We start from the raw sequence: 13,773 nt of genomic DNA on the forward strand, positions 1-13,773 counted from the left end.
TTTTATATTCACTCATGAATTTTTATACACACGATACAAAAAAATATTACACTAATTGTTTATATTTAAGTAATGTTTTGTTAATGATTTGAATTGCCTCATCGATTTCTTCATGTGAAATCGTAAGTGGAGGTAAAAAGCGGATAACATTTGCTCCAGCTGTCAGCGCTAGTAAACCATTCTCTCTAAGGGCCGTAACAAAAGGATTGACCTCTGAAGAAAATTCGATACCAATCATCATCCCTTTATGGCGTACGCCTTTGCACTCTGGAAATTCGAGAAAGAGTTCCGCTAATCGAATCGCTAAATAATCTCCCTTTGCATTGACAGATTGTAAAAATTCTTCATCAAAAGCAATATCCAATGTTGCTTTTGCCGCTGACATCGCGAGTGGATTCCCACCGAATGTCGAGCCATGACTTCCAGGTGTAAATGCAGCAGCTACTTTCTCGTTGCTTATCATCGCCCCTGTTGGAATACCATTGCCCAAGCCTTTCGCACTCGTAATAATATCCGGTGTAATCGAATAATGCTGATAACCAAACGGTTTGCCTGTTCTGCCAATTCCTGTTTGCACTTCATCGATAATGAGCAATGCGTCATTTTCTTTACAAAGCTTCTCGACAGCGCTTAAAAACTCACTTCCAGCAGGATGAACACCGCCCTCACCTTGAATGACTTCAAGCATCACCGCCGCTGTCTGATCATCGATTTCCTGCTTTAGCGCCTCTATATCATTAAATGGTAAATGAACGAATGTTTCCGGCATCGGACCAAATCCTGTTTTTACTTTATCTTGACCAGTAGCTGCCATTGTTGCTATTGTTCGTCCGTGAAACGATTGATGGAAGGTAATAATTTTATATTTGCCGGTAAATTTTCGAGCAAGTTTAATTGCCGCTTCATTGGCCTCTGCTCCACTATTGCAGAAAAACACCTTTGCACCAGCGGATGATTGAACAAGTTTTTCTGCTACTTCTTCTTGGAGGGAGCTCTGAAATAAGTTGGATACATGCCAAAGCTTTTTCATTTGTGTTTCAACTGCCGCTACGACTGCTTCATTGCAATGTCCAAGATTACAAACGCCAATTCCAGATGTAAAATCAATGTATTCTTTTCCTGTTTGATCGTATAATTTTGCTCCGTTGCCAGAAACAATTTCTACGTCCCATCTTCCGTAATTATTAAACAAATGACTCATTTATAAAACTACCTCCACTTCTTTGCGTATCATTGTGCCAACGATATTCTCCCCGTCCAGCAATGGAGCTGTTCCACTTACAATGACCGCTTCCGCCATTCCACCATCTAGTCCATGGATCGCCGCCATTACTTTCGGGATCATGCCTCCATAAATAACTCCACTATCAATCAAGGCGAGTAATTCATTTTTTGTTGTTTTTTCAATTATTTTCCCATCTTTTAAAACGCCGGGAACGTCGGTGACGAATAATAATTTTTCTGCTCCAACCGCCACTGCAATTTCTCCTGCTGCCGTATCTGCATTAATATTGTAGCAATGCTCTCCATCAACGCCAGAAGCAATCGGGGAGATAACGGGGATGAAATCGAGCGCAAGTAATTGTAAAATCAATTGTTGATTAATCGTTGTAATTTCTCCAACATAGCCAAGTTGGTCACGATCTTTCGCTTTCGCTTGAAGCAATCCGCCGTCCGCTCCATTAATACCGATAGCGGAAATGTCCTTTTGTTGAAGAGTGCGAACAAGCTGATTAGCGATCGAGCCGGTTAAAACCATTTCGACCACATCCATCACTTCATTCGTCGTTTTTCTTAATCCATTGACGAATTCAGATTCGATGTTTAAGTCATTAAGCATTTTATTAATCGCTGGACCGCCGCCATGAACAATAACCGGCTTGTATCCAAGTGATTGCATCTGCTTAATGCTATCGTAAAAATCATCTGTTAGAGACTCGATCATACTGCCACCACATTTTATGACAACAATTCCGCCCATTTTCCGATTCCTCCTGTTAGTTACTCATGTGCGATAACTGGCGTTTATGCGAACATAATCATAGGTTAAATCACAGCCCCATGCTTTTCCCGTTCCGTTTCCTAAATGCAAATCAATCGCAATGATCACTTTTTCATTTTTTAAATAATCGACAAGCTGCTCTTCCTCATATGGAGCTGGTTGGCTTTGGACTAATAATTGGTTCGTGCCAAGTGTAATATCAATCGTCTCTGGATTCAGCTTTGCTCCGCTTTTGCCAATGGCCATCATGACGCGGCCCCAATTCGGATCTGATCCGTATACCATTGTTTTCACTAGATTAGAACCGACAACCGATTTTGCAACGATGCCAGCATCGACATCATTGTCAGCACCTTCGACATGTACTTCGATAAGTTTGGTTGCTCCTTCGCCATCACGAGCAATCATAATCGCTAAGTCCTCACAAACTTGTTTAAGCATCGCTTTAAACGAACTCCATTCTGGATGTTCTGGTGTGAGTTCAGCATTCTCTGCTAACCCACTTGCCATTACGAGCACCATATCGTTTGTTGACGTATCCCCATCAACCGTAATTCGATTGAATGTTTGATCGGTTACATCTCTTAATGCTTGTTGCAAAACAGGATGAGCGATATTCGCATCAGTCGTAATGAATCCAAGCATCGTCGCCATGTTTGGAGCGATCATTCCTGATCCTTTTGCTGCTCCGGCCATTGTAATTGTTTTACCCTCGATTTCAATTTGATAACATGTTGATTTCGGGCATGTATCTGTCGTTAAGATCGCTTCTTGAAAGTCAAGCGCTGCATTTTCGCCGTTGTCTAATGACAAAGATTCAATCCCGGGAATGATTTTATCCATCGGCATAGGTTCACCTATGACTCCAGTTGATGCGACAGCAACGTGATGGGCTTGTAATTGAAAGGTTTCTGCAACTTTATTTCGCATCGATATCGCGTCTAACGTTCCTTGTTTTCCCATGCACGCATTCGCATTACCACTATTAATAATGACCGCTTGAATCTTTCCTTCAGCCGCGATGCTGTCCTTCGTTACTTGCAGAGGCGCGGCTGTAATTTGATTTAATGTATATACTGCAGCCGATTCTGCTGGAACTTCACATAAAATCATTCCTAAATCTTTTCGTTTTCTTTTTACTTTCGTATGGATACCAGCCGCAGTAAACCCAAGTGGGGAAACAATGCTGCCTTCATTGATTTTCTTTAGTTGTTGACTTTGCTTCGTTTGCATTTTGCTCACTCCTCATTGGGTGTTATGGATAAAGCGGGCTCATCGTTAAACCAGCTGTTTCTTCAAATCCTAATAAAATATTTGCATTTTGAATCGCTTGGCCAGCAGCGCCTTTCATCAAATTATCGATGACTGAAACGATCGTTACTCTACCTGTTCGTTCGTCAAGCGTGATGCCAATGTCACAATAGTTGGAGCCAGATACTTCCTTCGTTGCTGGAAACACGCCTTTTTCTCTTACTCGAATAAATGGTTCATTTTCATAATGGTTTTTATACAGTTCATATACATCCGCTTCCGTCATTTCCTTCTTCACGGATCCATAGATCGTCGCCATAATTCCCCGCGTCATCGGAACGAGATGGGTGCTAAATGTAATCGGAGAATGAAGCCCCCAGCTTTGCAGCACTTGCTCGATTTCCGGGATATGCTGATGTTGATTCACTTTATATATTTTAAAATTTTCATTCAATTCACTGTAAATCGTACCTAGGCTCGCTGTTTGCCCCGCGCCTGAAACCCCGGATTTTGCATCAATGATAATCGAGTCTTCAACGAGCAGGCCCGATTGAGCGAGCGGGGCAAGACCAAGCAATGTCGCTGTCGGATAACAGCCTGGATTTGATATAAAGTTTGCCTCTTTCACTTGCTCGCGGTGGAATTCAGGGATTGAATAAATCGCTTTTTCAACCCAGTCGCTTGGAGCTGGTTTTTTCTTATACCAATTTTCATATTCATCTGAATTTTTCAGGCGAAAATCACCAGATAAATCAATAACCGTACAACCTTCTTTAAGCAGTTGTGGTGCTAATTCAGAAGCAATCCCAGTCGGAACGGCTAAAAAGACGATATCCGTTTCCTTCGCAACCTTTCCCGGGTCAATTTCCTCCAATCTTAATGGAACGATTCCTTGTAAATGAGGATAATGTCCCGTAATGAAAGAACCTTGCTGGGAAGAACTGTATACGGATGTTGCTTTCAAGTGTGGATGTGTATGAAGAATTCGCAACAACTCCGCTCCTCCATAACCTGTTGCACCAATAACGCCTGCTCTCATTTTTTTCACTCCTATATAACAATCAATCATTTTTAATTTGAAATTGTAAATAAATACATATTTTTGTATAAACACTGAATAATATATGATGTTTTCTATTATACTTTGAATAAAAATAAATTCAATAGTATATTTATTTATTTTCGCAAAAAGTGAAACATTGGAGAAATTCCTTTTAATCATCAACAGCCACGCTTAGCATAGCTGTTGATTACCATCCCTTTATTTCACCAATTAATCATTCAATAGCGTTTCCGGCACAATTCTAAATCCTTCAATGATTGTATCTTCATCCACTTCTATTAATACACAACGTTTTCCGTTATAATTTACTTGTTTTATATACTTTAAGTCTTGCGGGCTGATTGTAATATTCGCTACTTTTGTTTCTATTTTGATTGATTTTGATGTGTATTTAGGGATAATTCCACTCGCTTTTAATTCATAATTTTCGTCATCAATGATCTTTTGGAAGGCCGTTTCGACTTGATCCGTGTCTATATGTTCTATACCGCTTACCCGTAACACACGTTCCACGTCTTTATAATCCAACGTTGGCACTTCTTTATCTTCATCTTCCTCAACATCCATCATTCGGTTAATTTCTTCATACACATTAGATAATGTATTTGTATCGACGACTTCACCAACCACTTCTTTAACAATTTCCTCGAAAATGGCTTTGTCATCTTGCGCAGTCATGACCTCCTCACCATTAAGTACCGTTTCTATAAAGTGGTAATCTGGTTGATTTACCTTTCCGGATGAATAAAGAATATGATTGACGTCTGAGTAGCCTTCGGTAAAACAAGGAAACAGAAAACCGGCGACAGGTGATGCCAAATTGATGATTGCGTCCACCGACACATTTGATTTAAATTCCTTTTCAATATAATCAAACACAAGCGACTTCTTTGATTGTATTGTTTGGTTAATGCTGCAAAGAATAAATGGTCGATCATACACTTCATCCAAAGCGCTTGTTTCTGCCTCTTCACTGCCCTTTTTTGTCGGTTTAAAATATTGCCCACGAATAAATGTGACAACCATATCTTTTTCATACTGAACATCTTTAAACATTTTTTCCACGATTAAAAGCAGTTGCTCTTTCCAGTCTTCTATATCTTCTTTTTGAAGGCTTTCATAAAGAATGCTCTGAGTATGGTCGACCGCTTCCTTTTGAAACCTGACCTCAAATAATTTTTCATCCACATTCCCGGAAAGCACTTTTTTAAAATTTTTCATAAAAAGTTCTTGCTGCTCCCGATCCAACAGCGAAAATGGCTGGCTCTCCTCATGATAAATTTCACTGCTATCCTGTCTTATGTATACATTAAAAATATCTTTCACTTTTAATAATTCATTGTCTAATTTTAAATGCTTGCGAATATCCGCTATATCCTTCTTATTCATTAAAACGTTCAACTCCATAACAATTTAATATGATTTCACCATTATACATCATTCAAGGAAGGTATTTTATCGAAACATTAAACGATGAATGTCAGTTAATATTTAAGTAGAAATAAATCATTCAGCTAACCGATAATTTCCCCTCCCAACGGACGCTTTCCACGAGCACGCCTTCATTCTCTGACCAACAAGTTGTTGCCAGACGCGGCGGCTTTAGGCCTAGTTTGTTTAAATGCGTTCTTATGGAATCTTCAACTCGCGCTATTCCCGCTGGAGTCACCGCTCTTCACTCTAATCAGAGGAGTGTGAAATCATAACTTCAACTTACCTTAATATAATCCAAAGCTAGCATTAGTAAAAAATTTATATACAACTAAATAAAAAAGACGATTTACATTGAGTTTTTAAGTAAATCGTCTTTTTTATAGGTATTATTGGAAATCCTTATATCCGGGACTCCCTTTTAAGATGATGGTTCATCTTGTTCATTAACCCAAAGCTCAATCGTACGGCCACTTTCCGCTTCATCTAGAATAAACGAACCATTTGAATATCGGTCGTTATAGCGGATCGATGATACATTTACTTGCTCTTGTACTTCTTTATCTGTTTGAATCGTTACGTCCTGATTTTGACCAACGAATTTCATTCCAATAATCCGATGCGGATTGTTTTTCAATTCTCTAAGCATGATGACGCCACGTTTATTGCGTGTCGTTTTTTCAAATTCGCTTAAACGCATTTTTTTCACAGCCCCGCGTTGCGTTGCAATCAAAATCGCCAAATCATCCGCTTCATGGAACACTTCACCATTTATAATAAAATCATTTTCTTTCAAATTCATTGCTTTTACACCAGCCGCCCTCACCCCGACTGCTCCTACTTCTTCTTCAGAAAACCATAGTCCATATCCTAAATGAGTCGCTAAGAAAATATCTTGCTCCCCGTCCGTCACGTGAACATCGACGAGCACATCTTCATCCCGAACATTTAATGCGACGAGTGGTCGAGAATAACGCTGAACTTGGTACAAGGATAGCTCTGACTTTTTAATCATTCCGTTTTTCGTTACAAACAGGAGATACGCGTCTTTCTTAAATTCTTTAATCGGTATCGCTTTAATGATTTCCTCATCCTTATTAATGGCCATTAAACTCGCAACATGCTGCCCAAGATCTTTCCAGCGAATATCGGGTAGCTCATGGACAGGGAAATATAAATAGTTTCCTTTGTTCGTAAATAATATGATCGTGTCAATCGTATTTAACTCAGCTTGCAATAATAGTCGATCGGTTTCTTTCATCGCTAGATCTTGACCATTCGATGCCGTATACGAACGGAGGCTCGTCCGTTTTAAATATCCTTCCTTCGTCACCGTAACAATGACATCTTCATTCGGAATCATTACTTCCATATTAATCTTAATTTCCGTAATTTCATCCTCAATGATCGTCCTACGCTCATCCGAGTACTTCTTTTTAACCTCTTTTAATTCCTTTTTGATGACGCTTAATAATATCTTTTCATTATTTAAAATCGCAGTTAGCGTTTCAATCGTTTTTGAAAGTTCTTCTTGTTCAGCTCTTAGCGCGGTAATGTCTGTATTCGTTAAACGATATAATTGTAGGGAGACGATCGCTTCTGCTTGCGCTTCTGTAAATTGAAAGGCTGCAATTAAATTATCTTTTGCGTTTCTTTTATCCTTGGAAGCACGAATCGTTGCAATTACTTCGTCTAGAACAGATAAAGCTTTCATTAACCCTTCAACGATGTGCTGGCGTTGCTTCGCTTTCTCCAAATTATAACGTGATCGATTCGTCACGACTTCTTTTTGGTGATTGATGTAGGCGTCTAACAACTCTAATAAACTCATTAACTTCGGACGTTTATTTTCAATCGCAACCATATTAAAGTTATAGGCCACTTGCAGGTCACTGTTTTTAAATAAATAGTTTAAAATGCTCTTGGCGTCTGCATCTCTTTTTAATTCGACAACGATGCGCATTCCGGTCCGGTCTGTCTCATCACGTACTTCTACAATGCTTTCGAGCTTTCGATCAAGCCTAAATTCATCCATTTTTTTTACGAGATTCGCTTTATTGACATCATACGGAATTTCTGTAATGACGATTTGCTGGCGTCCGCCACGAATCGTCTCAATCTCTGTTTTCCCGCGAACAATGATTCTACCTTTCCCTGTTTCATATGCCTGCTTAATCCCTTGTATCCCTTGAATAATTCCGCCTGTTGGGAAATCAGGGCCTTTTAACACTGTCATTGCATCGTCGACAGTACAAGCTGGCTTTTCCAGTCTCATAATGACCGCATCTATAACTTCACCAAGTTGGTGCGGAGGGATGTCGGTCGCATACCCAGCGGAAATTCCTGTTGAACCATTGACGAGCAAGTTCGGAAAACGAGCAGGCAAAACTGTCGGTTCTGATGATGTATCATCGAAATTCGGTACAAAATCAACGGTTTCTTTATCGATATCTCGCAATAATTCAGAGGCCACCTGGGAAAGCCTTGCTTCGGTATAACGCATGGCAGCAGCCGGGTCACCGTCCACACTTCCGTTATTCCCATGCATTTCAATCAGCATATTTCTTACTTTCCACTGCTGACTCATCCTTACCATCGCATCGTACACAGATGAATCCCCATGCGGATGATAATTACCAATTACATTTCCCACCGTTTTGGCCGACTTTCTAAAGCCCTTATCTGCGGTATTTCCTTCCATATGCATCGCATATAAAATGCGCCGCTGCACGGGCTTTAAACCATCCCTTGCATCTGGCAATGCGCGCTCCTGAATAATGTATTTACTATAACGACCAAAACGATCGCTAATGACATCCTCCAACGGCATGTCTTGAAAGATTTCTAATGTACTCATGATAACGGATGGCCTCCTTCCGTTATGTAGTGTTCATTATCTAATATGCTATGATCTTCTTCCAGACCAAATTGAACATTATTTTCAATCCACTTTCTTCTCGGTTCCACTTTATCACCCATCAATGTCGTTACTCGTCTTTCTGCTCTTGCTGCATCATCAATTAAGACACGAATCAGCGTCCGAGTCTCGGGATTCATCGTTGTTTCCCATAATTGATCCGCGTTCATCTCTCCAAGCCCTTTATAACGTTGCAGCATATACCCTTTGCCAACCTTCTTCGTCGCACTTTCAAGATCTTCATCTGTCCATGCGTATTCAATCACTTCTTTTTTTCCACTGCCTTTACTTACTTTATAAAGAGGGGGTAGAGCAATATATACTTTGCCTGCTTCAATGAGAGGTTTCATATAGCGATAGAAGAACGTCAATAAGAGGACTTGAATATGAGCACCGTCTGTATCCGCATCTGTCATAATGACGATTTTATCATAATTAATTTCTTCTATATTAAAATCAGGACCTACGCCTGCACCGATTGTATGGATAATCGTATTGATTTCTTCATTTTTAAAAATATCTTGTAATTTCGCTTTTTCTGTGTTGATGACTTTCCCCCGCAATGGAAGCACCGCTTGGAAGCGACGATCCCGCCCTTGCTTTGCTGATCCGCCTGCGGAATCACCTTCCACTAAGTAAAGCTCATTACGTTCTGGATTTCTCGATTGCGCTGGCGTCAATTTTCCCGATAAAAGCGCATCCGTTCTTCTCCGCTTTTTTCCGCTTCTCGCTTCTTCGCGCGCTTTTCGTGCTGCTTCGCGTGCCTGTGCTGCTTTAACTGCTTTTTTGGCAAGCAACGCACTAACTGCATGATTCTCAGCTAAAAAGTATTCCAAATGCTCAGAAATGACCGCATCCACCGCAGATCTCGCTTCACTCGTTCCTAATTTACCTTTCGTTTGCCCTTCAAATTGGAGCATGCTTTCAGGAATTCTTACAGAAACAACAGCACCGAGTCCTTCACGAATGTCAGACCCTTCCAAATTCTTCTCTTTCTCTTTCAGCAATCCGGTTCTCCGAGCATATTCATTAAACACTCGCGTCATCGCTGTTCTTGCGCCAATTTCATGTGTTCCCCCATCCCTTGTCCGAACATTGTTGACAAAGGAAAGCATGTTTTCCGCATATCCATCGTTAAACTGAAAAGCAAACTCCACCTCGATCTCGTGCACCTTGCCTTCAAAAGAGGCAACTGGATGCAATACGTCTTTTTCTTCATTTAAATATTCAACAAATGCCTCAATCCCGTTTTCATAGTAAAACACATCATGATGATCATGACGCAAGTCGATCAACTCGATCTTTAAGCCTTTTAATAAAAACGCTGATTCCCGCAATCTTTCACTTAATAAATCATAATTGTATACGGTTGTACTAAAGATCGAAGGATCCGGTTTAAAATGGATCGTTGTTCCTGTTTCTTTCGCTTTACCGATTTTTTCGAGCGTTGTTTTCGGTTTTCCTCCATTATGAAATTCCTGCTTAAATAGATGACCATCCCGTTTAATCGTAACGGTTAGCCACTCTGACAAGGCATTGACGACAGATGCACCAACACCATGCAATCCCCCACTCGTCTTATAGCCGCCTTGGCCAAATTTCCCTCCCGCATGGAGAACCGTTAAAATGACTTCAACGGTTGAGCGTCCAGTTGGGTGCATTCCCGTTGGCATGCCGCGCCCCTTATCTTCTACACTGATGCTATTATCTTTATGAATCGTAATTTTAATTTCATTCCCGTGACCAGCTAATGCCTCATCTACGGAGTTATCGACAATTTCATATACTAGATGATGCAGTCCTTTTGAGTCCGTAGAACCGATATACATTCCTGGACGTTTCCTCACTGCTTCTAATCCTTCTAGAACTTGAATGGATTCATCATTATATTCAACTTCAACAATATTTTTTGCCACACATATTCCCCTTTCAAACCAAACAACGCTCAACAAACACCCGTTCGCTTTATTATATCATATTTCAGGACACATATATCCCATTTTATATCTGAGCGCCCCCTTTTGGCAAATACGATAAGAAAAACGTGGAAAAAATGAGGAAAAAAACAAGTGCATGCAAACATACACTTGTTTTTAAACGATAAATATTATTTTGTTAATGCATGTTCCACTTTAATACAGCGATCCATCACAACGGTGTAACCTTTGTCTTTTAAATACTCATAAGCCTCTTCATTTTCTACCCCGCTTTGTGCCCAAAACACATCTGCGTCAATTTCCGCAAATTCTTTAGCGATTTCCGGCAGAAACTCTGAGCGACGGAAAATGTTGACGATGTCGACATGCCCTTCAATTTCTTTTAAGGACGAAACCGCTTTTTCACCAAGCACTTCATCAAGTTGAGGATTGACTGGAATAATTGTATATCCGGCCTTTTGCATTGCTTCTGATATCATGTAAGACGTTCTTTCTGGATTTCCGCTTAAACCAACAACCGCAATTCGCTTTGATTTTTTTAAAATTTCTCCTAATTGTTCACGAGTTGGATTTTCAATTGCCATCTTAATATTCCCCTTTCAGCATCATCACTTTATGCTTCTATCGTAGAACAGGATACAGATTGTTGCAAGCTTTCAGATTTTCGACAACTTCTGGCATTTGCTTAAAATATTTTTCCATTTTGGAGAATCTTCGTGGTACAATTGGTTGACAAGATTCAGGCAGGAGGAGCCATTGACATGATGTATGCACTTATCATTTTATTAGCTTATTTATTAGGATCCATTCCATCCGGACTCATCGTCGGAAAAGTATTTTATGGGATTGACATCCGGGAGCATGGGAGCGGGAATCTTGGTGGTACAAATACATTCCGAACACTTGGCAAAAAAGCTGGTATTACCGTAACGCTTGCAGATATTTTGAAAGGAACGTTAGCCACATTTCTACCTGCGATTTTTGGATTGGACATTCACCCGTTATTCATCGGTATTTTCGCCGTCATCGGGCATATGTTTCCTATTTTTGCGGGTTTTCGCGGCGGAAAAGCGGTTGCGACATCTGGTGGGTTGCTTTTAGGGGCTGCGCCCATTCTTTTTTTCGTCGTAGTCGCAGGTTTTCTTATGACGTTAAAAATATCTAAATACGTTTCATTATCTTCGATGATAGCAGGGATTATAGCGGTAGTTTACAGCCTTTTGTTTGGGGACGGACCGCTAATTGCCGTAACGATTGCATTAGCAGCGTTTGTTATTTATCGTCACCGGGCTAATCTAAAGAGAATTAAAGACAAAACAGAACCAAAAGTAAAGTGGATTTAAAAATTCAAAGAAAGTGAATGAAATGAATTGAAAAAGCAAACAGTTGTTTTCGTATTTATTTTATTGATTTTCATTATTGGTTTACTCGTTTTTCAAAAAAATCAAGCAGAGCCGCTTCAGCAGCATGAAGCGCATCTCCATCAAAAGAAAGCGACCAATGTCGGGTTAAAATCATTTTACACAGAGGCAACAATTGGCGGAATCGGAGATATTTTAATCCATGACTGGGTGTATGAGGATGCGAAAACAGATGGTGGCTATGATTTTCATTCCATGTTCTCACCCGTACGTACTTTGTTGCAAAAGCCCGATTTTCTTATCGCAAATCAAGAGTCGATCCCTGGGGGCACTGAAATTGGAATTACGAGCTATCCATCGTTTAACAGCCCCCATGAAATCATCGACGCGCTCATGGATGCCGGCGTTGACATGGTAACAACGGCAAATAATCATACTCTTGATCGAGGAGAACGCGCCATATTAAGTGCGATTGATTATTACGAGCAGAAAAACCTGCCTTATACAGGATCATTTAAAAGTCCTGAGGATAAAGAGGAAATGCGAATCATTAATGTAAGTGGAATACGTATCGCCGTTCTAGCCTATGCAACCCACTTCAATGGCATTCGCATTCCTGAGGGAAAAGATTATCTCGTAAGCGTGCTCGAGCCAAATCAAGTACTTGCGGACATCGAAAAGGCAAAGCAACAGGCCGATGTTACCCTTCTCGCCCTGCACTGGGGAGATGAGTACGTGCGTCAACCGAACGCAACGCAAAAGGAGCTGGCTAAACAGTTTATTGAAGCGGGTGCCGATATTATTTTAGGTCATCATCCGCATGTCCTCCAACCGATGGAGTGGATTGAGCAATCAGATGGAAAGCGTGGTCTAGTCATCTATTCGCTAGGAAATTTTTTATCTGGACAAATATGGGATTATAAAGATGTCGGCGGAATGGTAGAAATAAAAGTTAGAAAAGAAATCGAAAATGGTGAAACGACCACATCGATTGAACATGTGGAGTTATATCCGACGTTTACGGCTAGCAAAAATTTTCGTAATTACGAAATTTATCCTCTAGACGCGGCAAGCGAAAAAGGATTGACTACGCATAGCAACGAAGAAATTAAAGAGTTTTTTCAAACTGTTAAATAGACATCAAAGTTTCTCAAGATACAAATAAAAAGACTGCCCATGTAGGGGCAGCCTTTTTATTTGTATTCGTAAATCGGTCCATCCAAGTTTTCATCTACATCTACAAGTAAATCATGACCATCAAAATACCAAAGGTCTTCTTCCTCAATAAAATAAATAATTCCATTTACTTCATGTTTTATAGCGATATCAATCGGATTTTCTGTCGTAAAGCCAAGTGAGAATCCAGTTTGAATTGGACTTGACCCTCCATATCTTACGTGAAAGCGTAAAAAATCACCTTGATTTAAAGATAATTCTGATTGAAACCACTCTGATGCACGATCGGTTAATTTGATGTTCATTGTAACAGCCTCCAGTTTTCATCCATTTTTATTACAAAAACACCTAATTGCTTCTTTTCTCCTAATAAGCGAAAGATTTCTGTTTGTTTACTTCCAAGAAGATCATAATGTGAGTACCCATCAACTCGATGGTGAATCCATTCTTTTCTCAATCCGTGCCCTTGTCCCCAGCGAGCAAGCTTGTCTAGATCTTTACAACCTACTTTTGTTACTGTGTTCATATTTGGAAAACGGTCGTCTAACCAATAGTGAGTTATAAATGCGAAATGACCTTCATCAATGGCTTGCTTCCAAATAATGATTTCTTTACGAGTAATTCCAAATGCCATG

General features: G+C 40.1%; 12 protein-coding genes. 2 read left to right on the plus strand and 10 right to left on the minus strand.

The window, feature by feature from the left end; all coding sequences use genetic code 11:
- Positions 1 to 46: 46 nt before the first annotated feature.
- From KHA95_RS04955 to KHA95_RS04990, 8 genes are all read right to left on the minus strand, one after another.
- Positions 47 to 1,201 (minus strand): acetylornithine transaminase, encoded by a 1,155-nt coding sequence (locus tag KHA95_RS04955; RefSeq protein WP_213136377.1) that lies wholly within the window; start codon positions 1,199 to 1,201, stop codon positions 47 to 49.
- On the minus strand, positions 1,202 to 1,981 hold the full coding sequence (gene argB, locus KHA95_RS04960) for an acetylglutamate kinase (protein ID WP_213136378.1): 780 nt from the start codon (positions 1,979 to 1,981) through the stop codon (positions 1,202 to 1,204).
- Positions 1,982 to 2,005: 24 nt separating this feature from the next.
- Positions 2,006 to 3,235, minus strand: coding sequence for a bifunctional glutamate N-acetyltransferase/amino-acid acetyltransferase ArgJ (gene argJ, locus KHA95_RS04965; RefSeq protein ID WP_213136379.1), 1,230 nt, complete (start codon positions 3,233 to 3,235; stop codon positions 2,006 to 2,008).
- A gap of 22 nt (positions 3,236 to 3,257) precedes the next feature.
- On the minus strand, positions 3,258 to 4,292 hold the full coding sequence (argC, locus tag KHA95_RS04970) for an N-acetyl-gamma-glutamyl-phosphate reductase (RefSeq protein WP_213136380.1): 1,035 nt from the start codon (positions 4,290 to 4,292) through the stop codon (positions 3,258 to 3,260).
- A gap of 234 nt (positions 4,293 to 4,526) precedes the next feature.
- On the minus strand, positions 4,527 to 5,705 hold the full coding sequence (locus KHA95_RS04975; protein WP_213136381.1) for a DUF4317 domain-containing protein: 1,179 nt from the start codon (positions 5,703 to 5,705) through the stop codon (positions 4,527 to 4,529).
- Between the two features lie 463 nt (positions 5,706 to 6,168).
- Positions 6,169 to 8,604, minus strand: a complete 2,436-nt coding sequence (gene parC, locus KHA95_RS04980; protein WP_213136382.1) for a DNA topoisomerase IV subunit A — start codon at positions 8,602 to 8,604, stop codon at positions 6,169 to 6,171.
- Positions 8,601 to 10,568 (minus strand): DNA topoisomerase IV subunit B, encoded by a 1,968-nt coding sequence (parE, locus tag KHA95_RS04985; RefSeq protein ID WP_481748418.1) that lies wholly within the window; start codon positions 10,566 to 10,568, stop codon positions 8,601 to 8,603. Before parE ends, parC begins: the two co-directional genes overlap by 4 nt.
- A gap of 203 nt (positions 10,569 to 10,771) precedes the next feature.
- Positions 10,772 to 11,185 (minus strand): CoA-binding protein, encoded by a 414-nt coding sequence (locus tag KHA95_RS04990; protein WP_213136384.1) that lies wholly within the window; start codon positions 11,183 to 11,185, stop codon positions 10,772 to 10,774.
- Positions 11,186 to 11,362: 177 nt separating this feature from the next.
- Here KHA95_RS04990 and plsY point away from each other — a divergent pair, with 177 nt between their 5' ends.
- Complete coding sequence (plsY, locus tag KHA95_RS04995) at positions 11,363 to 11,944, plus strand: glycerol-3-phosphate 1-O-acyltransferase PlsY (RefSeq protein WP_213136385.1); 582 nt, start codon at positions 11,363 to 11,365, stop codon at positions 11,942 to 11,944.
- 27 nt (positions 11,945 to 11,971) lie between these two features.
- Positions 11,972 to 13,099: a CapA family protein gene (locus KHA95_RS05000; protein ID WP_213136386.1), complete on the plus strand. Its 1,128-nt coding sequence runs from the start codon at positions 11,972 to 11,974 to the stop codon at positions 13,097 to 13,099.
- 56 nt (positions 13,100 to 13,155) lie between these two features.
- Here KHA95_RS05000 and KHA95_RS05005 read toward each other — a convergent pair whose 3' ends face one another.
- Positions 13,156 to 13,443 carry a HesB/YadR/YfhF family protein gene (locus tag KHA95_RS05005; protein WP_213136387.1) on the minus strand — a complete coding sequence of 96 codons (288 nt, stop codon included), beginning with the start codon at positions 13,441 to 13,443 and terminating at the stop codon, positions 13,156 to 13,158.
- Complete coding sequence (locus KHA95_RS05010) at positions 13,440 to 13,772, minus strand: hypothetical protein (RefSeq protein ID WP_213136388.1); 333 nt, start codon at positions 13,770 to 13,772, stop codon at positions 13,440 to 13,442. Before KHA95_RS05010 ends, KHA95_RS05005 begins: the two co-directional genes overlap by 4 nt.
- Between the last annotated feature and the right edge of the window lies 1 nt (position 13,773).

Source organism: Bacillus sp. FJAT-50079 (assembly GCF_018343515.1).
Taxonomy (GTDB): domain Bacteria; phylum Bacillota; class Bacilli; order Bacillales; family Bacillaceae_C; genus Lederbergia.